This is a genomic window from Patescibacteria group bacterium, from assembly GCA_041661505.1.
In the GTDB taxonomy this organism is placed as follows: Bacteria; Patescibacteriota; Patescibacteriia; order Patescibacteriales; family JBAZCA01; genus JBAZCA01.
Genome location: JBAZUF010000001.1, coordinates 224,203 through 243,529, shown reverse-complemented (window position 1 = coordinate 243,529; position 19,327 = coordinate 224,203). Strand labels below are relative to the sequence as shown.

The window sequence follows — 19,327 nt, the reverse complement described above, 5'->3', positions numbered from 1 at the left end:
AATAATGAGTTAACTATAATATGAGCAAGAAATATGTATAAAAAAATTCAGTATTTTATTTTGTCAGCTATTTTGTGCTTGTCTATTTTTGGAGTTGCTATAAAACTTAAGGCAGAAGTTGCTAAACCCGATCTAGCGGCTACAGATATTAAATTTACCTCACCCGGCGGGCTAGCAGGCGAAGATGGCACTATTTGGGTAACTGTTAAAAATTTAGGAGGCGATTTAACCGATTCGAAGGGTTTAACAAATACTTATTTCAACCTGTCGCTTCAGGGATTCGTATTTAACAGCGCTACTCCAAGTATTACTGATTTCCAAACCAGCCGAGCCCTGCCTACCGTCGCCAATCCGCTGAAAACCAATGAATCAATTACTTTTTCCTGGGTAGGAAAATTTTCCATCGCGGGAAACAAGATATTAACATATACGGTCGATAACGCCAATGAGCTAGAAGAGTCAAATGACGCCAATAACTCCCTGACAAAGACTATTGTTATAGGAAGTGAAAGCGCAACCGCTCCAGATCTTGCCATTACCAGCCTCAAATTCAGCGCTCCGGAAATGGAAACCGGAGTGGATGGGACAATGTCCGTAACTATTAAAAACCTTGGCGCTGATTTGACTGATGCTAAAGGACTTACTGATTTTGAACTTAATTTAGCCGGCCAGAATTTTAAGTTTAATAAAGTGACACCTGACATAAATTCTTATCAGGCCAGCCGGAACTTACCGACGGCCGCCAATCCGCTGAAAACCAATGAATCAATTACTTTTTCCTGGGTAGGCAATTTTTCTACCGGCGGCAATCTATATATGCAATTTACCGCCGATAATAAAAATGAGCTGGAAGAATCAAACGAGAACAACAATAGTATACAAAGCACGATTGTGATCACTGATAATAGCGAAAGCAAAAAATGTACAGACTCGGATAACGGTAAAGATGTAAATGTAAAAGGGACCGGCAAGGGAGTAGCTTACTGGGGCAAAGCGTTAAACCTGACGGAAAGCTTTGATGATTATTGTTTGGGCGGCAATGAATTAAATGAAATTACTTGCGGTTCGGACGGATATGTCCACCAGGAGAACATTAAATGCGAGCATGGCTGCTGGCTCGGCGCCTGTTGCGGACCCGAAGGATGCAAAAAAGAGAGCTACTGCAAGGATTCTGACGGCGGTAAAATTTACGGCCAGGCGGGGTACGTTTCAACAGTCAAATATAACGATATCCTTAAATTCAACGACAAATGCGTTGTCGTCGCGGCTACTCAAGATGGCAATAATTTTTACGTCCAGTCAGGCAATAAATATTATTCCTCGGCCGATAAATGTTCAGGAGCAGGCTGTTACATAGCCGAAGCCTACTGCAGTGGAGTAAATGATAAGTTTAAAGTGGTAAAATGCGCGTCCTGCGAAAACGGGGCCTGTACCGGCTATAGCGAAGACGAATCAAGCGGCGATGGGTCTGAATTAGCGAAAGATAATTATGACGCGCAGATAAATAAAATTAAAGACAAGGCCAATTTACTGCAAAACGACAAGGTTAATGAAATATTGTCCGAACTAAAGCTTTTAAGGGATACGGTAAAAGAACAGGCGGCGAAAATAAAATATCTAGATAGATTAGTTAAAGAATTCAAAAAAATAACGGAAAAAATGGAAACGGCTATTAATAATTTTATCACTTACGGCGTTGATGCTAACACCCAGAAATTAGGAGAAGGGGAGCGGGCGGCCGTTATATATTCTTACAAAGCCGCTTTTGACAAATTGCCGGAAACCGAAGCCGAATTAACCGAAGCGATTAAAATTGCCAACGGCCGGTTCCCAAGCGTAACAAGCGACGCGGCCGAAAAGAAAGCCAAAGATCAGTTTGTAAAAATATATAAGCGCGTGGCGGATATGAATGACGCCAAAGACGCGGCGGCTGTCAAAGTCATGGCTTACGGGTTAAGGCAAAAAGCCGAGAATCGGAATTTAAACTCGGAAAAAGCCGGCATCAAAATTTTCAAGAATATTTTCGGTAAAGCTCCAAGCACGACCGAAAACTGGAACGCCATGCAGGCGATAACCTATTCCGGCGCCACCCAGAAGAAGGACTCGGACAAGGACCTGGTCGCCGATGAGACCGAAGCCAAGCTCGGAACCGATCCGAAAAAATCCGACACCGACGGCGACGGATTCAAGGACGGAACCGAAGTGCTGGACGGCTATAATCCCAAAGGAAGCGGCAAAATAATTGAGTAGAATATCTGCCGGGCGAGCTACTCAACGGAACTCCTGCATTACGCTGAAGTCCCGAATAATGTCGCGCTGGAAATTATTGAGAAGAGGAAGAAATAAGCTTAAAATAAAACATTGTTTGAAGCAGAGCATTTGTTGGCTCTGCTTTTGTTTTTGGGAAAATTTGGCCACCTTAAAATCTTTGCAAAAAACGCCAAATAGTGTATAATATTAGTATGAAACCAACCGAAAAAAAAGCGCTTTTTTGGGATACGGACAAAATTAATGCGGTAAAAAACAAGGTGTTTGTAATCCGCCGGATATTGGACGCCGGAGATTTAGACGACTTCCGGTGGGCGAGGAAGTTTTACGGTTTGGAAGCGATAAAAAGTTTGGTGCCGGGGAGCGGGGCGGTTTTGAATAAAAAATCATTTTCTTTTTGGTGCCAGTATTTTAACATAGATAAAAATAAATGTTTGAAAAAACAGTCAGCCAGGAAACAAGGCGCGTTTTGGAAAAGATTGCCGGGAGCGGTATAGCCGATAGTTTTTATCTGGCTGGAGGTACGGCTTTAGCGCTCCAGCTTGGGCATAGAATATCTATCGATCTTGACTGGTTTACGGCCGATAGTTTTTCTTTGGAAGCCGTAAAGAAAAAAATATCCGTCCTTGGCGAGTTTAAATTGTCCGGCGAAGAAGAATGGACTCTGCATGGAGCGCTAGACGGCGTGAAAGTCAGTTTTTTACGCTACGACTATAGCCTGCTTTATCCGTTAATCGGTTGGGAGGGAATAAAGCTGGCCGATGAAAGAGATATCGCGGCTATGAAAATTGACGCCGCCTCTTCCCGAGGCAGTAAAAAAGATTTTATTGATATTTATTATTTGCTTCTAAAATACCGGTTGCCGGAATTAATCGGGTTTTTTGAAAAAAAATTTCAAAATATAAAATACAATAAGCTGCACATACTGAAAAGTTTGGTTTTTTTTGAAGATGCCGAAGATGAGCCGATGCCGATTATGATAAAAAAAACGGACTGGGAAGCGGTGAAAAAAAAGATAGCGGCGGAAGCCAATAAAATTTTAGAGGCGTGAGTTTAATATTTAACGAATATAACAAGCATAAAGACGGGCTGCCACCCGTTTTTAACTTCTTTCGGGACTCTTGACGCTTTTTTTAAATTCATATAATATTAAAGAAGATTTGAAAAGCTCTAGGGAGAGCGATTTTTCGGACTTTTAAAAATATGGAACTAAAAAAGTACAACGTAATTTTTTCCGAAGAGGCGGATGGGGGCTATAGCGTAAGCGTTCCTTCGTTGCCGGGCTGTTTTTCCCAGGGTGATACTTTTGAAGAGGCTATTAAAAATATTAAAGAAGCTATTGAATTATATCTGGAAGGAAATGAAAAAAAATTCTGCGAAATCGAGAGCGAGAATGAATTTATGGTTCCGGTAGAAGTAAAATGCAGTTATGCCTAAATTGCCCTAAATTTCGGGAGAACAGTTGGTAAAAACCCTGATAAAAGAGGGATTTGAATTAGCATCCCAAAAAGGAAGCCACATAAAGCTGAAGAAGAATAAGATAATTGTTATTGTCCCCAACCACAAGGAGTTGCGAAAAGGCACGCTTGGCAATATTATAAAAATCACTAATATTGACATTAATTGTCTTTAAATTATGCAAAACCAACTCAAGCGGGCGATGGAATTGGCGAAAAAGACCGGCGACCGGCTGATTGTTTTTGATAACGTAAAATCTGATGCCCCGTATGTGGTTTTGGCCCTGGATGAGTATGAAAGATTGATGGTTAAAAAGAGCGGGGTTCGGGGGTTGACAGAAGATGAATTACTTGATAAAATAAATCGCGATATTGCTATTTGGAAAAGTGATCAGGTTTTTTTTAATGAGTATCTGGATAAGGACTATGAAAATGGCTGTGGTGAAGAAATCGCGGATGAGGATGAAATAGAAAGCTTGCATGAAGAGCTGGAGGATGAGCTAGAAGAAGAATTCTATTTTGAGCCGGAAGAATATAAACAATTTTCGCCGAAAATGGGCGTCCAGTTTGAACAGGCGGAATTTAAAGCCGAAGAGAGGCCCGGCCGGCATGATGCTTTAAGAGATGAATCAGACTTAATTAAGGCTGTAGCGGACAAAAAATATTATTACGGCCCGTTTACCGAAGAAGAAGTTAGAGACGATGTTTCTTTGGCCGAAGCGATGGAAAACAAGCCGCGCAGATGGTCTATACCGACTGACCGAAAAAAAGCGGCGGACGAAGTAGTTGAAGAAGGAAAGAATTATTTGGAAGAGATTGATGAATTGCCCTATTAAAAAGAAGACATTTTTTATAAATAATTTATAAATTTTAATATTTTTCCGGCTGGTTCTCCCGAGTTCTCGGGAGAAAAAACCCCGATGCCTGGCATGGGGGCCGAACCAATTAAACTATGGCAGAGAAATTTGAACGCACCAAGCCCCATGTCAATGTAGGGACCATTGGCCACGTAGACCATGGTAAGACCACGTTGACGGCCGCCATCCTTAATGTTGTGGATGCCAAGGGGATGAGAGCAACAAAAAAATCGGTAGATCAAATTGACTCGGCTCCTGAAGAAAAGGCCCGAGGAATTACCATCGCTACCGCCCACGTCGAGTACGAGTCGGAGGCCCGCCACTACGCCCACGTAGACTGTCCGGGACACGCTGACTACGTAAAAAACATGATTACCGGAGCCGCCCAGATGGACGGAGCAATTTTAGTCGTTGCCGCTACTGACGGACCGATGCCCCAAACTCGGGAGCACATCATTTTAGCCCGCCAAGTCGGCGTGCCTTCAATCGTCGTCTTTCTAAACAAATGCGACATGGTTGAAGATAAAGATTTGATTGACTTGGTCGAAGAAGAAATCCGCGATCTATTGAAAAAATATGAATTCCCCGGCGACACCATCCCGGTGATAAGAGGTTCAGCCTTAAAGGCCTTGAATAACCCGTCTGGCGAAGACGCCAAGCCGGTGCTCGACCTCTTAAAAGCTTTAGACGAATCCATCCCGGAACCGGTAAGGCAAACCGATAAGCCATTCCTCATGCCGATTGAAGATATCTTCTCAATTGAAGGCCGCGGAACCGTCGTTACCGGAAGAATTGAAAGAGGAGTAATTAAAGTCAATGAAGAAGTGGAAATCGTCGGACTGGGTCCGACTTCGAAGACTGTGGTTACCGGCGTAGAAATGTTCAATAAACAATTGGACGAAGGCCGGGCCGGAGATAACGCCGGACTGCTTTTGCGCGGAACCAAAAAGGATGACGTCGAAAGAGGCCAGGTTTTGGCTAAGACTGGAACCGTAACTCCGCACACTGATTTTGAAGGCGAAATTTACGTTTTGTCTAAAGAAGAAGGCGGACGCCACAAACCGTTTTTCAAAGGCTATAAGCCCCAATTCTATATTCGGACCACTGACGTAACCGGAGAAATTGAATTGCCGGAAGGAACCGAGATGGTTATGCCTGGCGATACCGTTAATTTAAAAGTGAAGCTGATCGCGGCGGTCGCTTTGGAAGAAAAGCAAAGATTCGCCATCCGCGAAGGCGGAAGAACCGTCGGTGCCGGAGTAGTAACTAAGATTTTCAAGTAGGAACTTTTTGTCCGCACACTGCCAGTGTGCGGATTTAAGTGTTTATTTGATTGAAAAATTTAAACAGTAAATTGTAAAGCAAGAATCATGCCAGCAGTAAAAACCAAACCTGCCTCAACGGCAGTCAGGCAAGAAGAAAAGAAAGCCGCACCGAAAACACCTGCTCGACCGTCAGGCGGGGACGAAAAGCCGAAAATTCGGATTAAGGTAAAAGCTTTTGATCATAAAATTATCGACGAATCAGCCCGGACGATTATTGAAACCGCCGAGCGAAGCGGCGCCAAAACTTTTGGACCGATTCCCCTGCCGGTGGAAAAGAAGAAATATACGGTTAACCGATCGACTTTTGTCCATAAAGACGCCCGAGACCAGTTCGAAATGCGAATCCACAAAAGATTAATTGATATTATCGACCCGACGGCCCAAACGATTGAGGCTCTGTCCTCTTTGACGCTTCCGGCCGGCGTGGATGTGGAAATAAAGATGTAGCTTGTCCGCTGAACTTGTTGCCTAAAGAGGCAGAAGAGGCGGAAAAGGCGCGGTTATTTAAAATTTGGAGCCGATAATTATAGGTACTCCCAGGGGGGTTGCAAAACGCGAGGGAAAGTCCTATAATAATTAGCACCAAAGAAGAGGAGAATATTTTCTCTAAAAAAGTCTAAAACACAACAAAGAAACGGCGATAAATTGTTATGCTGGTTTTTGTGTTAAGACCAGTTTTTTTGTTTAAAGAACAATCCAGTTAAGCGTATGAAATTCATACTAGGAAAAAAATTAGATATGACCCAGGTTTGGAAAGGGGACGCCGTAATACCGGTGACCCGGGTTCAGGCCGGACCTTGTCTCGTAACCCAGGTGAAAAATTCCGATAAGGATGGTTACCAGGCCGTGCAGGTGGGCTACGGCGCGAAGAAAGAAAAGAACATGACCAAGCCGGTGAAAGGACATTTGAAAAAAGCCGGAAAGCTAGCCGGGCAAAAAGAAAAAACCGATTTAAGATACGTGCGCGAATTCAGATTGGATAAGAACGGAAGAAGCGAAAAAGCCGAGGTAAAAATGGGCGACATCATTGACGTAACTACTTTTAAAGTCGGTGATGTTATAAAAGTAACCGGCACTTCCAAAGGCAAAGGTTTTCAGGGAGTGGTAAAACGGCACGGATTTTCCGGACAAAAGGCTACTCATGGAAATAAAGACCAGCTGCGCATGCCGGGTTCGATCGGCGCTACCGAACCGGCCCACGTTTTTAAAGGGATGCGCATGCCGGGCCATATGGGCAACGCCAAGTCCACGACCACTAATCTGGAAGTTATCCAAATCGACGAAGAAAATAATATTTTGTATATTAGAGGTTCAGTCCCGGGAGCGAGAAACAGCCTGGTTATGGTCCAGGGTCCGGGAGAACTGAAAGTTGCCGTTCCGGAAGTTAAAGCTGAACCGGTCGTTGAGCCTGCCGTGGAAGTGGTGAAAGACGAGGATGTTAAGCCGGTTGAAAAGGTGAAGACTGAATCCGAAACAGTTAACGCAGAAGTAAAAGCTGAACCAGCCGCGGAAGAAGCAAAGACTGTGGATGTGAAGCCGGCTGAAGAGGTTAAGGCGGAAAATAAAACCGAAGAAAAAGCTAAATAAATATGTCAATTAAAATAAAAGTTCAAAACCAAGAAGGCGCGGAAGTCGGAGAAATGAATTTATCCGATAAAGTTTTCGGCGTGGAAGCTAATAACGAAGTTTTGCGCCAGGTGGTAACCGCCATGATGGCCAATAAAAGAAAAGTTTTAGCCCACACCAAAACCCGGTCAAACGTCCGCGGCGGAGGAAAAAAGCCCTGGAAACAAAAAGGGACCGGACGGGCCAGAGCCGGAACAATCCGTTCCCCCTTATGGAAAGGCGGAGGAATCACTTTCGGGCCGTTAAAAGAGCGCAATTTCAAATTGAAAATCAATAAGAAGACGAACCGGAAAGCGATCTGCATGGTAATGTCTGACCGGGTAAAAGATGAAAAGTTTTTTGTTTTGAACGAATTGAAATTGGAAGAATATAAAACCAAAAAATTCGAAGAGGTGTTAAATAAAATTTTAGGAAGCGGGAAAATTTCTGCCCAGGAAGTTAAGCCTGTAGGCGGACAGGGAGACAAAGCAGGCGCCAAAGCCGCCAAAAAGAAAGAAAAGAAAAGAAGCGCCATTGTCGTTTTGGATAAAAAGGACGACAAGGCGGCGAGATCGGGAAAAAATTTAGAAGGAGTCCGGGTGATTAATTTGGACAATATTAATGTTTTGGATTTATTAAAATACCGGGAAATGATAATTACGGAACCGGCAGTAAAAAAATTGGAAGAAAAATACGGCTCGTCCGGCGTTAAGCATAGCCAGCCGTCCGCCAGAAAAAGCAAACAAAAATAATAAATTAGAAATTGAGATTATATATGGCAAGCGCATTATTCGGAAAACAAGAACCCGCCTCCGCCAAAGAAGCGGCGGACAAGGAAAAAAAGGCGGTAAAAAAAGCTGACAAAAAACCGGCTAGTGTTTCCAATGCGCCGGCTAAGGATGAGAAGGAAAAAACCAGCATGAAAGATTTGTATTCGGGAGCGGCCGCGAAAGAAAGCCAAGGAGCGAAGCCCGGGGAAAAAAGAAAACTCGGCCAAGCTTACCGGGTTTTAGTTAAGCCTTTAGTAACGGAAAAAGCCTCGATTTTAGGTTCGGGGAACAAATATCTTTTTTCCGTCGCCCGACACACCAATAAGATTGAAGTGGCTAAAGCGATTTTTGAAGTTTACGGAATTAAACCGATAAAAGTAAACATGATTAATAATATGGGAAAGAAAGTCCGATACGGGCGCATATCCGGAGAAAGAAAAAGCTGGAAGAAAGCCATTGTTACTTTGCCCGAAGGAAAAAGCATTAATGTTTACGAGGGAGTATAATCCATCGAATAAAATTTTTATGGCCCTAGGGCTTTGCCCGCTATAAAAATTTTATTCGATACATTATATTTTTTGAAAGCGTTGAAAACTTTTTTTAAAAAAGTTTTCAAATATCTATGGCAGTAAAAAAAGTAAAACCAACAACCCCGGGACGGCGTCAAATGACTTTTGACGATTTTAACGATATTACCAAAACCGAACCGGAAAAGCGGCTTATAATTTTCAGAAAACAGCAGGCCGGAAGAAATTCCCAGGGAAAAATTACCATCCGCCACAGAGGCGGCGGCGCCCGGCGCTTTATTCGAATCGTTGATTTTAAGCGCGATAAGTTCGAAGTGCCGGCTCGAGTCGCTTCAATTGAATATGATCCGAACCGCGGAGCGCGGCTGGCCTTGCTTCATTATCGGGACGGAGAAAAGAGATATATTATCGCCCCGGTGGGAATGAATGTCGGCGACACGGTAGTGAGTTCAAAGAAAGAAGCTCCGGTTAAGCCGGGAAATACTATGCCCTTGGAATTTATCCCGGCCGGCGTTTTTGTCCACAATGTCGAGTTAGAACCCGGGCAAGGCGGTAAATTGGCCCGTGGAGCCGGAAACGCGATTTCGGTCATGGGCATTGAAGGAAAATTCGCCCAGCTTCGGATGCCATCAAAGGAAATCCGGCTGGTAAAAAAAGAATGCCTTTCAACTATCGGACAAGTTTCCAACCCGGAATTTAAAAATATTTCTTACGGAAAAGCCGGAAGAAAAAGGAATTTAGGCATCCGCCCGACTGTCCGCGGAACGGCCATGAATCCGGTTGACCACCCGCACGGAGGCGGAGAAGGAAAGCAATCAATCGGCCTTAAGCACCCGAAAACTCCGTGGGGCAAACCAGCTTTGGGCGTCCGGACCCGGAATAAAAGAAGAAGATCCAACAGGTTAATTATAAAGAGAAGAAGCCAGTAAAGAAGCTAAATAATCAATAAATATGTCCAGATCACTAAAAAAAGGACCCTACATAAATCAGCGAATATTAAAGAAAATAATGAATCTGCGCCAAGGCGATAAGACCGTTATTCGCGTTTGGGATCGGGCTTGCACAATTTCCCCGGAAATGGTAGGGTTTACTATCGGGGTGCATAACGGAAAGCAGCATGTCCCCGTTTTTGTTACGGAAAATATGGTTGGACACCGTTTAGGCGAATTCGCTATGACCCGGAAATTCGTTTCCCACGGCGGAAAGATTGCCAAAGAACAGGCCAGGGGAGCCGTAGTGCCGAAATAAATTTTTTGTTTTCATATATGGAAGTAAAAGCCCAATTAAACAATTTAAGGATATCGCCGAGGAAAGTCCGCCTCGTAGCATCTTTAGTGCGGGGAATGGAAGCTAACAAGGCCCTGACCCAGCTGAATTTTATTAAAAAAGAGGCGAGCCGGCCGGTGGCTAAATTGATAAGTTCCGCCATAGCCAACGCCGAACATAATTTTGACTTAGACAAAAATAATTTATTTATTAAAGAAGTTAAGGTTGACGGCGGAGCGATGCTGAAGCGCTGGATGCCGAAAGCCCACGGCCGGGCCACCCCGATAAGAAAAAGAACCTCGCACATCAGTCTTACTTTGGGCGAAATCGTAGCCAGCGGAAAAAAAGGGCCGAAGATGCAGAAAGTTGAAGCGCCGGTAAAACTGGGAGATCTCGCCCGAGGCAAAGCTCCAAAAGAAGATGATGGCGTAAAAATCAAGCATAAAAAAGAAGATAAGCCTTTGGTGAAAGCTAAAGATGAAAAGGGAAAAAAGATTGTTGACCCGAGGGCCGAAGGAAAGGGAAAACATACAAAAATAGAAGGAGCGTCGGAAAAAGGATTCATCGGAAAAGTTTTTAGAAGAAAAAGCGGTTAAATCAATTATCAGATAACAATGAGCAATTATCAATTAAAATGAAGAAGAATTAAGCCATTGAAAATTGATTAACTGACAATTGTAAATTGAATATAATATGGGACAGAAAGTAAATCCAAAAGGATTCAGAGTGGGAGTAATCAAGACCTGGTCGTCTCGGTGGTTTTCTGATGACAAAAAGCAATATATAAAAAATCTGGAAGAAGATGTTAAAGTAAGTAAATTTTTAACCCGGGAGCTTCGCGAAGCCGGCATCGACCGGGTGGAAATCGAAAGAAACGCCAATAAGATTACGATAAATATCCATACCGGCAAGCCGGGTTTCATAATCGGGCGAAGCGGAAAAGGAATTGAAGATTTAAAAATAAAAATCCATAAGAAATTTTTATGTCACTACCGGCCGTCAGACATCAACATTAACGTTTCCGAAGTTGACCGCCCGAGTTTATCCGCCCAAATTGTAGTTCAGCAAATCGCGGCCGACCTTGAAAAAAGAATCGCTTTCCGGAGGACGATGAAGCAGGCCGTCCAAAGAGTGGAGCGGGCCGGAGCTTTGGGAGTAAAAGTGCTGGTTAAAGGAAGATTAAACGGAGCCGAAATCGCGAGAGAAGAAAAATTAGCTTCCGGCAGTATTCCTTTGCATACCTTGAGAGCCGATATTAATTACGCCCGCGGAACGGCTTTTACCACCTACGGAGCCATCGGCATAAAAGTCTGGATTTACCGCGGAGAAGTTTTTAAAAAAGCCGATAACGGCAAAGGCGAAGTGGTTGGAAGAAGAAAATCATAAAGCCTGAAGCGCGGAATGCAAAAATAAATTAAAGAAAATAAAGTTAATAGCCAACAGATTTAAATATGTTAATGCCAAAAAGGACAAAGTTCAGAAAAATGATGAAAGGCAAGCGGGGAGGAAAAGCCACTCGCCTCGTTAAGGTTAGCTACGGAAGCTTCGGATTGAAAAGCATGGAAAATTGCTGGGTCTCTTCAAAACAAATTGAAGCCGCCCGGCGCGTTATGACCCGCTATACGAGAAAAGGCGGAAAAATTTGGATCAGGATTTTTCCCGATAAGCCGGTTACGTCCAAAGGCGGGGAAATGCCGATGGGAAAAGGCAAAGGAGCGGTTGACCATTACGTCGCCGTAGTCAAACCCGGGATGATTATGTTTGAGATGGAAGGAATAACAAGCGAGCAGGCCCGCGAAGCTATGGAAATGGCCGCTTATAAACTGCCGGTTAAGTGCAAGTTTATCGCCAAGTAAATTTGAAAACTTCCTGTCTGCCGGCAGGCAGGTTTTAAAAGATGAAAATATAGCATATGGAAATGAAAGAAATAATAAACAAATCCGAAAGCGAACTGCAAAGAATGCTCGCCGAGTTGCGCGATAAGCTCCGGGATTCGAGGTTTAAGGACGCGTCCAAGCAGTTAAAAAATGTCCGAGACATCCGCAAGCTCCGGGAAGACATCGCAAGAATCATGACCGTATTGAATAATAAAAAACAACCGGCCCGCCGGAAGGGAGAGAAATAAATTTGAAGCGAAATATTATTATATGGAGAACAATAAATCCAAAAAAACAGCAAAGTCAAGAAAATTTTTAGGAGTGGTGGTTTCTGATAAGATGCAGAAGACTATTGTAGTCCGGGTTAACCGGACAAAAATGCATCCCCGCTATAAAAAAAGATATGTCGTTTCCGAAAGGTATAAAGTCCATGATGAAAAGGACCAATACAAAGAAGGCGACAAGGTCCAGTTCGTTGAATGCCGCCCCTTGTCCAAAGATAAAAGATGGAAAGTTGTATATTAATTTGAAGGCAAAAAGATTAAATATTTATGATTCAAGTCCAATCGAGATTAAAAGTTGCCGATAATTCAGGAGCAAAGACCGTAATGTGCATCCGGGTTTTGGCCGGCTACAAACGGCGGTATGCCGGAGTAGGCGATATGATTACCGCCGCGGTCAAAGAAGCGGTTCCGCACGCGCCGATAAAAAAAGGCGACGTGGTGCACTGCGTCATTGTCCGGACTAAAAAAGAAATCCGCAGAGCCGACGGGACTTACCTTCGCTTTGGCGAGAATGCCTGCGTCGTAATTGATAAGGCCAAAAAAGAGCCGAAAGGCACCCGCGTATTCGGGCCGGTAGCAAGAGAGATAAGAAAAGCCGGATACATTAAAATCGCGTCCTTGGCTCCAGAAGTTTTGTAGAGAATTTGAAAACTTTTTTAAGAATATGAATATAAAAAAAGGCGACAAGGTGAAAATTCTAGCAGGAAAAGACAAGGGTAAAACCGGAAAAGTTTTACAGGTTTTTCCGCCCAAAAATCGCGCCAGCATCGAAGGCATTAATTTGCTTATTAAGCATTTGCGCCCAAGACGCCAAGGCGAGACCGGGCAGAGAATTGAATTTCCGGCCCCGTTAAACGTTTCTAATTTGATGCTTATTTGCTCGAAATGCGGAAAACCGACCCGGGTGAATTATAAAATCACCGTTTCGCCGGACGGAAAGAAAAAGAAGTTCCGGGAATGCAAAAAATGCAAAGGCATAATCGACTAAATTTATGAGACTTAAGGAAAAATACCAAAAACAAATCGTGCCGAAAATGAAAGAGAAGTTCGGCTATAAAAATGGAATGGAAGTGCCTCGAATCATAAAGGCGACGATTAATGTCGGCGTGGGAAGGAATTCCAAAGATCATAAATACGTGGATGAAGTGGTAAAAAGCATTATCCAGATTTCGGGCCAAAAGCCGGTCCAGACCAAGGCCAAGAAATCAATCGCTTCCTTTAAGTTAAGGCAAGGGACGATTACCGGGGTGATGGCGACTTTGCGTGGCCGGAGAATGTATGATTTTCTGGAAAAATTGGTTAATATATCTTTTCCGCGGGTAAGGGATTTTCGGGGGATTAGCGCGTCGCAAGTTGACCGGACCGGAAATTTAACTGTCGGATTTAAAGAGAATATAGTTTTTCCCGAGATAAGCCAGGATGAAGTCGAGAATATCCACGGCCTGGAAATAAGCGTTACGACTAATGCCAAGACCAGGGAAGAAGGATTAGAATTATTAAAACTAATTGGCTTTCCTTTTAAGGAAGAGGAAAAAAAAGGCTAGCGCAACGCTAGCATCCGCGCTCCGCATTTCGCGAGGCGGGATTTAAAGTAATTATATGGCCAGAACGGCAATGATAGCAAAATCGAAGAAAACCCCGAAATATTCATCCCGCAAGGTGAACCGTTGCTGGCGTTGCGGCCGCAACCGGGCCTATATGAGGGACTTTAACCTTTGCCGGATTTGTTTTCGGGAACTGGCGACGCAAGGAAGCATTCCAGGGGTTAGAAAATCTTCCTGGTAATAAGCCCAATTGTCAATTTTCAATTAACAATTATCAATAAGAAATTATCATTTAATAAAATATGACAGACCCAATCGCCGACATGCTTACAAGAGTTAGGAACGCGCTAGCCGTCCGGAAGGAAGAGGTGGTTTTGCCTATGAGTAAAATGAAATATCAGATCGCGAAAATTCTTGAAGAGAACGGCCTTGTAGAAAAGGTCTCGGAAGCCGAAGGCCAGGGAAAGAAAGAGAAGACTAAATTCAAGGAAATAAAAATAGTTTTAAAATACGACCGGGCCGGCCATCCGGCCATCTCCTCAATAAAGAGGATTTCCAAGCCAGGGCTTCGGGTTTACGTAAAGAAAAGCGAGTTGCCGAGAGTTTTAAATAATTTGGGAATCGCGATTATTTCCACGCCGAAAGGGTTAATGACCAACCGGGAAGCCAAGAAAAAAGGTTTAGGGGGAGAAGTTATTTGCGAGGTGTATTAGAATTTGAAAACTTTTTTAAAAAAGTTTTCAATACTTTCAAAAAATATAAGGTATCAAGTCAAAATTTAATAGCGGACAAGTCCTACTGCCATTAAATTTTGACTTGATGAAATAAGAATATATGTCGAGATTAGGAAAATTGCCAATTGAATTGCCGGCCGGGACCGAAGTAAAACTTCAGGGAGGTTTTATATATGTTAAAGGGCCGAAAGGCGAATTAAAAGAAAAAGTCCACGAAAAAATAAAGCTTGAATTGGGCGATAAGGAAGTAAAAGTAAGCGTTGCCAATCCGGAAGAGAAAAGCGAACGCTCGCTTTGGGGAATGTTCCGAGGCCTGGTAAAAAACATGGTTGACGGCGTCAACAAGGGTTTTGAAAAGAAATTAGAAATTTCCGGCGTCGGTTACCGCGCGGCGGTAAGCGGCAACAAACTAATTGTCAATGCCGGCTACTCCCATCCGGTTGAATTCGTTTTGCCGGAAGGGATTTCCGCCAAAGTGGAAGGGAATGTTATTACCCTGTCCGGAATCGATAAATACCGGGTCGGGGAATCGGCGGCGCAAGTGAGAAGAATAAGAAAGCCCGAGCCTTACAAGGGTAAAGGGATAAAATATTCGGATGAGATTTTAAGAAGAAAAGCCGGAAAGACCGCGGCTAAATAATATATTATGTCGAAAGGAATTTCAAAACAATTAAAAAGACAGCGCCGCAAAAACCGCATCCGCGCTAAAATTTCCGGAACCAAAGAACGTCCGAGGCTTTCAGTATTCAAATCCAATAAAGGGATTTATCTGCAATTGATTGATGACTCAATCGGAAAAACCTTGGTCAGCGCGAGAGTAAATGAACTAAAGGCCGTTAAAGGGATGAAAAAAACCGACCGGGGATTTGAATTGGGGAAATTTTTGGCCGCCAAGGCTAAAGAAAAAGGAATAGAGAAAATCGTATTTGACCGCGGCGGATATAAATTCCACGGCCGGGTTAAGGCGGTGGCGGACGGCGCCAAAGAAGGCGGGCTGGTTTTTTAAGGCAAGATGAATTAAGATTCATATGCGAGCTCGCTCGCACCCCGCATTTTGCGGGATAATTGCAGAGCAATTATGGAGAATGAAAAAAAAGAAAATTCAATAGAAGAAAAGAACGGACAGCCGGAGGCGAATGAAAAAACCGGAAACGGCGCCGGAGCGGATGCTGGCGCGGGAATTGCTGTCGCGCCGGAAATTAAAGCAAATCCGGAAGTTAATGCTGTCAAAGAGGCGGAAGCGGCTAAAGCTGAACCCGCGAAGTCCGGCGCTCCAGTCCAAGCCCAAAGAGGCGGATTCGGCGGCGCCCGAAGGGGCGGCTTTAGAGGTGGATTCGGCGGAGGCCGGCCAGGAGGTAGGCCGGGCGGCGGAAGAAGAGGCGGACGCGACGAAATGAAAGATGAGTACGATCAGAAGATTATCGATATTGCCCGCGTAACAAGGGTTATGGCCGGCGGAAAGAGAATGCGTTTTCGCGCTTGCGTAGCCATCGGAAATAAAGCCGGGACGGTCGGCATCGGAGTCGCCAAAGGGGCGGATGTTTCGGGCGCGGTTACCAAAGCCGTAAATAAGGCCAAGAAGAACCTGATTAAAATTAAAATTGTTAACGATACTATTCCCCATGAAGTCCGGGTTAAAGTCGGCGCGGCAAAGTTAATGTTTAAGCCGGCAAAAACCGGCCGGGGAGTAATTGCCGGCGGAGCGGTCCGGGCGGTAATTGAATTGGCCGGAATAAAGAACATCGTGTCCAAGATTCTCGGAACCAATAATAAGCTGAATAACGTCAAATGCGCGATAGAAGGTTTGAGATCGCTAAAATACGCCGAGCCCAAAGCGGTTCCGGCTAAGGCGGAAAAACAGTAAGAATATAATATGGCATTATCGCTAAATACAATTTATAGAAGCCGGGGCGTAAAAAAAGCCAAGCGAGTCGGCCGGGGCAATTCTTCGGGGCACGGCACTTATTCGACCCGCGGATTGAAAGGACAAAAGTCCCGTTCGGGCGCTTCCGGATTAAAGAGGCTGGGATTAAAGAGAATGCTTTTGGCGACGCCGAAAGTGAGAGGATTTAAATCAGCCAAGCCGTCCAACCAGGTGGTAAGCGTTCGTGATATCAACAAAAATTTTAAGGCCGGGGAAACGGTCAGCCCTAGGTCCTTACTCCGCAAAGGGCTCGTTTCCGAAACAGGCAAGCCAATAAAAATCTTAGGCCAAGGCGCTTTGAACAAGGGTTTGAAATTCGATAAAGTAAAGATGAGCGAGAAGGCCAGAGAGCGCTTAAAATAACCGGAAAGAAGCCGCGGCCGGAAATTTTGCCAAAGATTTATGTTAGAAAAATTCACCCAAATTTGGAAAGCCAAGGATTTAAGGAAAAGCATCCTTTTCGTTTTGGCGATTTTGGCTCTTGACCGGTTCGCCGCCCATATCCCGATCCCCGGCGTGGACGTAAACGCGCTTAAGGATTTTTTTGATTCCAACCAGATTCTTGGGCTTTTAAATATATTTTCCGGCGGCGGAATGGAGAATTTTTCCATCATCATGATGGGCGTCGCCCCTTATATTACTTCTTCAATCGTTTTCCAGCTCTTGACGATGATTGTCCCAAGCCTTGAAGAAATGAATAAGGAAGAGACCGGGCGCCAAAAAATCCAGATGTGGACGCGCTGGCTAACGGTCCCGTTAGCGATGCTCCAGTCATATTCGATGATCACCCTGCTTCGCCGTTCGTCAATTCATATTTTGGGGGATGTTTCCGCTGTACAGCTTTTAGGGATGATTATTACTATTACAGCCGGAACGGTATTTTTAATGTGGCTCGGAGAACTGATTAACGAAAAAAAAGTCGGCAACGGAATTTCGCTTCTGATTTTTGCCGGGATCGTTTCCCGCCTGCCCCAAGACGTCCAGCAATTTTTAGCCACTTACGATCCGTCCCAACTCTTTATGGTTATCGGTTTTATTATTATCGCTTTGGTAACGGTTGTCGGGGTGGTAATCATTACCGAAGGCCAAAGGAATATTCCGGTCCAATACGCAAGGCAAATAAGGGGCAACCGCGTTTACGGCGGGACTTCGACCCATCTGCCGCTTCGGGTCAATATGGCCGGCGTTATCCCGATTATCTTCGCGATTTCCATAATTTTATTCCCGTCCATGGTGGCCCAGTTTTTTGTCCAGGCTAAAAGCGCCTGGCTTTCTAACGGCGCCCACTGGGTAATTAATCTTTTTCAAAACCAGCTTTTTTACGGAATTTCTTATTTCATCCTGGTTTTCGCCTTCACTTATTTTTATACCGAGGTGATTTTTCATCCGACAAAAATCGCCGAAAACCTCCAAAAGCAAGGCGGGTTCATCCCCGGCATCCGGCCCGGCACCCAGACTTCCGATTATTTGGCCAATACGACCCATAAAATCATCTTTATCGGCGCCCTGTTTTTGGGCGTTATCGCCGTCTTACCTTTGATCATGCGTTATTTTACCGGCGCCCAAGCCCTATCGATCGGCGGAACCAGCCTTTTGATCGTCGTGTCCGTAGTCATTGAAACCATGAAGCAGGTGGAATCCCAGCTGACGATGCGCGAATACGAAGGCTGACAAAATTTGCAAGACATTCGGTTAAAACCAGCTTAAAGGGGCTGGTTTTTTGAAGGCTTTTTTTGTGTTATAATGAAAAGGTAATTTTTATTCACTCGCTGACTGAAAAATTATGGCATTGATGAAAAATTTTTTAACAAAATTTTAAACTCGCTCGGCTCCGCTTCGCTCAAACAGTAAAATTTTATAACAAAAATTTTTCATCAATATTTACCATAATTTTTCAAAAACTCACTCATAAAAATTACCTTTTCATTATCATTCCTATGAATTTAGCAACAATTCTAATCACCATCGCCGGATTGACGCTATTTGAAGTGGTATCGAGTATTGATAACGCCATTATTAACGCCGAAGTGCTCGGAACGATGAAGCCGAAATATCAGAAGTGGTTTTTAGTATGGGGAATTCTTTTTGCCGTATTCGTCGTCCGCGGGCTTTTGCCCTGGCTAATCGTCTGGGCCACTAATACGGAACTGGGATTTTTAGGGGCGTTTACCGCGACTTTTTCCGGCGACCCAAAAGTGGCCGAGTCGATTGAGTCTTCGGCGCCGATTCTTTTAGTCGGCGGAGGAATATTTTTAATTTTTCTTTTTTTCCACTGGCTGTTTATGGAAGAAAAACATTTTGGCCTGCCCGGGGAAAGATTTTTTAAATCACAAGGAGTCTGGTTTTACGCGGTCGTCTCCGTAATCCTCGCTTTCACCGTCTGGGCCGGTTTGCACGAAAATCCTCTGATGGCCTTTGGGGCCGTAGTCGGCTCGACCGCTTTTTTCATTACCCACGGCTTTAAGGAAAATGCCGCCCAGGCCGAAAAAAACCTTTTAGGCAAGGGAAACGGGCTTTCTGATATCAGCAAGATTTTATATTTGGAAGTGATTGATACGACTTTTTCCATCGACGGGGTTTTAGGCGCTTTTGCCTTTACTCTGGCCGTCCCCCTAATCTTAATCGGCAACGGTATCGGCGCAATTGTTGTCCGCCAACTGACTATCGGCAATATTGAAAGGATTAAGCAATACGTGTTTTTAAAAAACGGCGCCATGTATTCGATTTTTTTTCTCGGGCTTATCATGATCTTGGACAGCTTTAAATTCCACATCCCCAGCTGGCTTTCGCCGGTAGTTACCTTTGCCGTAATCGGTTATTTTTTTTGGAAATCAAAAAAAGAATTATTAAACGGAAACAGCGGAAAGAAAACAGTAAAATAATTTTAAA

General features: G+C 44.1%; 27 protein-coding genes and 2 pseudogenes. All 29 read left to right on the top strand.

The window, feature by feature from the left end:
- Positions 1 to 33: 33 nt before the first annotated feature.
- Positions 34 to 2,250, top strand: a complete 2,217-nt coding sequence (locus WC715_01250; protein MFA6171076.1) for a CARDB domain-containing protein — start codon at positions 34 to 36, stop codon at positions 2,248 to 2,250.
- Between the two features lie 212 nt (positions 2,251 to 2,462).
- On the top strand, positions 2,463 to 2,765 hold the full coding sequence (locus WC715_01245; protein ID MFA6171075.1) for a hypothetical protein: 303 nt from the start codon (positions 2,463 to 2,465) through the stop codon (positions 2,763 to 2,765).
- The gene (locus WC715_01240) at positions 2,699 to 3,319 is read left to right on the top strand and encodes a nucleotidyl transferase AbiEii/AbiGii toxin family protein (GenBank protein ID MFA6171074.1); all 621 of its coding nucleotides are present in this window, start codon (positions 2,699 to 2,701) and stop codon (positions 3,317 to 3,319) included. Before WC715_01245 ends, WC715_01240 begins: the two co-directional genes overlap by 67 nt.
- Before the next feature lie 152 nt (positions 3,320 to 3,471).
- On the top strand, positions 3,472 to 3,705 hold the full coding sequence (locus WC715_01235) for a type II toxin-antitoxin system HicB family antitoxin (protein ID MFA6171073.1): 234 nt from the start codon (positions 3,472 to 3,474) through the stop codon (positions 3,703 to 3,705).
- Between the two features lie 25 nt (positions 3,706 to 3,730).
- A complete protein-coding gene (locus WC715_01230; protein MFA6171072.1) occupies positions 3,731 to 3,901 on the top strand; it encodes a type II toxin-antitoxin system HicA family toxin in 171 nt (56 codons plus the stop codon).
- A gap of 3 nt (positions 3,902 to 3,904) precedes the next feature.
- Entirely contained in the window at positions 3,905 to 4,561 is a 657-nt protein-coding gene (locus tag WC715_01225) for a hypothetical protein (GenBank protein ID MFA6171071.1), read from the top strand.
- Between the two features lie 116 nt (positions 4,562 to 4,677).
- Positions 4,678 to 5,865, top strand: a complete 1,188-nt coding sequence (gene tuf / locus WC715_01220) for an elongation factor Tu (GenBank protein ID MFA6171070.1) — start codon at positions 4,678 to 4,680, stop codon at positions 5,863 to 5,865.
- A gap of 195 nt (positions 5,866 to 6,060) precedes the next feature.
- A complete protein-coding gene (rpsJ, locus tag WC715_01215) occupies positions 6,061 to 6,354 on the top strand; it encodes a 30S ribosomal protein S10 (GenBank protein MFA6171069.1) in 294 nt (97 codons plus the stop codon).
- A 261-nt stretch (positions 6,355 to 6,615) separates the two neighbouring features.
- Positions 6,616 to 7,257, top strand: a pseudogene (rplC, locus tag WC715_01210) (50S ribosomal protein L3).
- Between the two features lie 239 nt (positions 7,258 to 7,496).
- On the top strand, positions 7,497 to 8,264 hold the full coding sequence (gene rplD, locus WC715_01205) for a 50S ribosomal protein L4 (GenBank protein MFA6171068.1): 768 nt from the start codon (positions 7,497 to 7,499) through the stop codon (positions 8,262 to 8,264).
- A 23-nt stretch (positions 8,265 to 8,287) separates the two neighbouring features.
- Positions 8,288 to 8,788, top strand: a complete 501-nt coding sequence (rplW, locus tag WC715_01200; GenBank protein MFA6171067.1) for a 50S ribosomal protein L23 — start codon at positions 8,288 to 8,290, stop codon at positions 8,786 to 8,788.
- A gap of 116 nt (positions 8,789 to 8,904) precedes the next feature.
- The gene (gene rplB, locus WC715_01195; GenBank protein ID MFA6171066.1) at positions 8,905 to 9,738 is read left to right on the top strand and encodes a 50S ribosomal protein L2; all 834 of its coding nucleotides are present in this window, start codon (positions 8,905 to 8,907) and stop codon (positions 9,736 to 9,738) included.
- Between the two features lie 22 nt (positions 9,739 to 9,760).
- Entirely contained in the window at positions 9,761 to 10,057 is a 297-nt protein-coding gene (gene rpsS, locus WC715_01190) for a 30S ribosomal protein S19 (protein MFA6171065.1), read from the top strand.
- Between the two features lie 17 nt (positions 10,058 to 10,074).
- Positions 10,075 to 10,401 (top strand): annotated as a pseudogene (rplV, locus tag WC715_01185) (50S ribosomal protein L22).
- 367 nt (positions 10,402 to 10,768) lie between these two features.
- The gene (gene rpsC, locus WC715_01180; GenBank protein MFA6171064.1) at positions 10,769 to 11,461 is read left to right on the top strand and encodes a 30S ribosomal protein S3; all 693 of its coding nucleotides are present in this window, start codon (positions 10,769 to 10,771) and stop codon (positions 11,459 to 11,461) included.
- A 65-nt stretch (positions 11,462 to 11,526) separates the two neighbouring features.
- Entirely contained in the window at positions 11,527 to 11,931 is a 405-nt protein-coding gene (gene rplP / locus WC715_01175) for a 50S ribosomal protein L16 (protein MFA6171063.1), read from the top strand.
- Positions 11,932 to 11,987: 56 nt separating this feature from the next.
- Complete coding sequence (rpmC, locus tag WC715_01170) at positions 11,988 to 12,200, top strand: 50S ribosomal protein L29 (GenBank protein MFA6171062.1); 213 nt, start codon at positions 11,988 to 11,990, stop codon at positions 12,198 to 12,200.
- Positions 12,201 to 12,222: 22 nt separating this feature from the next.
- Positions 12,223 to 12,477 (top strand): 30S ribosomal protein S17, encoded by a 255-nt coding sequence (rpsQ, locus tag WC715_01165; protein MFA6171061.1) that lies wholly within the window; start codon positions 12,223 to 12,225, stop codon positions 12,475 to 12,477.
- A gap of 26 nt (positions 12,478 to 12,503) precedes the next feature.
- Positions 12,504 to 12,875, top strand: coding sequence for a 50S ribosomal protein L14 (gene rplN, locus WC715_01160; protein ID MFA6171060.1), 372 nt, complete (start codon positions 12,504 to 12,506; stop codon positions 12,873 to 12,875).
- Positions 12,876 to 12,900: 25 nt separating this feature from the next.
- Complete coding sequence (gene rplX, locus WC715_01155) at positions 12,901 to 13,224, top strand: 50S ribosomal protein L24 (GenBank protein ID MFA6171059.1); 324 nt, start codon at positions 12,901 to 12,903, stop codon at positions 13,222 to 13,224.
- A gap of 4 nt (positions 13,225 to 13,228) precedes the next feature.
- Positions 13,229 to 13,780 (top strand): 50S ribosomal protein L5, encoded by a 552-nt coding sequence (gene rplE, locus WC715_01150; protein ID MFA6171058.1) that lies wholly within the window; start codon positions 13,229 to 13,231, stop codon positions 13,778 to 13,780.
- A 55-nt stretch (positions 13,781 to 13,835) separates the two neighbouring features.
- The gene (locus tag WC715_01145) at positions 13,836 to 14,021 is read left to right on the top strand and encodes a type Z 30S ribosomal protein S14 (protein ID MFA6171057.1); all 186 of its coding nucleotides are present in this window, start codon (positions 13,836 to 13,838) and stop codon (positions 14,019 to 14,021) included.
- A 61-nt stretch (positions 14,022 to 14,082) separates the two neighbouring features.
- On the top strand, positions 14,083 to 14,493 hold the full coding sequence (rpsH, locus tag WC715_01140; protein ID MFA6171056.1) for a 30S ribosomal protein S8: 411 nt from the start codon (positions 14,083 to 14,085) through the stop codon (positions 14,491 to 14,493).
- Between the two features lie 121 nt (positions 14,494 to 14,614).
- Positions 14,615 to 15,154 (top strand): 50S ribosomal protein L6, encoded by a 540-nt coding sequence (rplF, locus tag WC715_01135; GenBank protein MFA6171055.1) that lies wholly within the window; start codon positions 14,615 to 14,617, stop codon positions 15,152 to 15,154.
- A gap of 6 nt (positions 15,155 to 15,160) precedes the next feature.
- Positions 15,161 to 15,520, top strand: a complete 360-nt coding sequence (rplR, locus tag WC715_01130; protein ID MFA6171054.1) for a 50S ribosomal protein L18 — start codon at positions 15,161 to 15,163, stop codon at positions 15,518 to 15,520.
- A 72-nt stretch (positions 15,521 to 15,592) separates the two neighbouring features.
- A complete protein-coding gene (gene rpsE / locus WC715_01125; protein ID MFA6171053.1) occupies positions 15,593 to 16,378 on the top strand; it encodes a 30S ribosomal protein S5 in 786 nt (261 codons plus the stop codon).
- Positions 16,379 to 16,387: 9 nt separating this feature from the next.
- Complete coding sequence (locus tag WC715_01120; GenBank protein ID MFA6171052.1) at positions 16,388 to 16,801, top strand: uL15 family ribosomal protein; 414 nt, start codon at positions 16,388 to 16,390, stop codon at positions 16,799 to 16,801.
- Between the two features lie 39 nt (positions 16,802 to 16,840).
- Positions 16,841 to 18,109, top strand: a complete 1,269-nt coding sequence (gene secY, locus WC715_01115) for a preprotein translocase subunit SecY (GenBank protein ID MFA6171051.1) — start codon at positions 16,841 to 16,843, stop codon at positions 18,107 to 18,109.
- A gap of 266 nt (positions 18,110 to 18,375) precedes the next feature.
- Entirely contained in the window at positions 18,376 to 19,320 is a 945-nt protein-coding gene (locus WC715_01110; protein MFA6171050.1) for a DUF475 domain-containing protein, read from the top strand.
- Positions 19,321 to 19,327 lie beyond the last annotated feature (7 nt).

Bases quoted from the DNA above. Each gene is read 5' to 3' on its own strand.
- rplX (MFA6171059.1), top strand. From the start codon at position 12,901: ATGAATATAAAAAAAGGCGACAAGGTGAAAATTCTAGCAGGAAAAGAC.
- WC715_01120 (MFA6171052.1), top strand. From the start codon at position 16,388: ATGGCATTATCGCTAAATACAATTTATAGAAGCCGGGGCGTAAAAAAA.
- rplN (MFA6171060.1), top strand. From the start codon at position 12,504: ATGATTCAAGTCCAATCGAGATTAAAAGTTGCCGATAATTCAGGAGCA.
- WC715_01225 (MFA6171071.1), top strand. From the start codon at position 3,905: ATGCAAAACCAACTCAAGCGGGCGATGGAATTGGCGAAAAAGACCGGC.
- rpmC (MFA6171062.1), top strand. From the start codon at position 11,988: ATGGAAATGAAAGAAATAATAAACAAATCCGAAAGCGAACTGCAAAGA.
- rplF (MFA6171055.1), top strand. From the start codon at position 14,615: ATGTCGAGATTAGGAAAATTGCCAATTGAATTGCCGGCCGGGACCGAA.
- rplD (MFA6171068.1), top strand. From the start codon at position 7,497: ATGTCAATTAAAATAAAAGTTCAAAACCAAGAAGGCGCGGAAGTCGGA.
- rplP (MFA6171063.1), top strand. From the start codon at position 11,527: ATGTTAATGCCAAAAAGGACAAAGTTCAGAAAAATGATGAAAGGCAAG.
- WC715_01240 (MFA6171074.1), top strand. From the start codon at position 2,699: ATGTTTGAAAAAACAGTCAGCCAGGAAACAAGGCGCGTTTTGGAAAAG.
- rpsS (MFA6171065.1), top strand. From the start codon at position 9,761: ATGTCCAGATCACTAAAAAAAGGACCCTACATAAATCAGCGAATATTA.
- tuf (MFA6171070.1), top strand. From the start codon at position 4,678: ATGGCAGAGAAATTTGAACGCACCAAGCCCCATGTCAATGTAGGGACC.
- rplR (MFA6171054.1), top strand. From the start codon at position 15,161: ATGTCGAAAGGAATTTCAAAACAATTAAAAAGACAGCGCCGCAAAAAC.
- rplE (MFA6171058.1), top strand. From the start codon at position 13,229: ATGAGACTTAAGGAAAAATACCAAAAACAAATCGTGCCGAAAATGAAA.
- rplB (MFA6171066.1), top strand. From the start codon at position 8,905: ATGGCAGTAAAAAAAGTAAAACCAACAACCCCGGGACGGCGTCAAATG.
- secY (MFA6171051.1), top strand. From the start codon at position 16,841: ATGTTAGAAAAATTCACCCAAATTTGGAAAGCCAAGGATTTAAGGAAA.
- rpsH (MFA6171056.1), top strand. From the start codon at position 14,083: ATGACAGACCCAATCGCCGACATGCTTACAAGAGTTAGGAACGCGCTA.
- rplW (MFA6171067.1), top strand. From the start codon at position 8,288: ATGGCAAGCGCATTATTCGGAAAACAAGAACCCGCCTCCGCCAAAGAA.
- rpsQ (MFA6171061.1), top strand. From the start codon at position 12,223: ATGGAGAACAATAAATCCAAAAAAACAGCAAAGTCAAGAAAATTTTTA.
- rpsE (MFA6171053.1), top strand. From the start codon at position 15,593: ATGGAGAATGAAAAAAAAGAAAATTCAATAGAAGAAAAGAACGGACAG.
- rpsC (MFA6171064.1), top strand. From the start codon at position 10,769: ATGGGACAGAAAGTAAATCCAAAAGGATTCAGAGTGGGAGTAATCAAG.
- WC715_01235 (MFA6171073.1), top strand. From the start codon at position 3,472: ATGGAACTAAAAAAGTACAACGTAATTTTTTCCGAAGAGGCGGATGGG.
- WC715_01245 (MFA6171075.1), top strand. From the start codon at position 2,463: ATGAAACCAACCGAAAAAAAAGCGCTTTTTTGGGATACGGACAAAATT.
- WC715_01145 (MFA6171057.1), top strand. From the start codon at position 13,836: ATGGCCAGAACGGCAATGATAGCAAAATCGAAGAAAACCCCGAAATAT.
- WC715_01250 (MFA6171076.1), top strand. From the start codon at position 34: ATGTATAAAAAAATTCAGTATTTTATTTTGTCAGCTATTTTGTGCTTG.
- WC715_01110 (MFA6171050.1), top strand. From the start codon at position 18,376: ATGAATTTAGCAACAATTCTAATCACCATCGCCGGATTGACGCTATTT.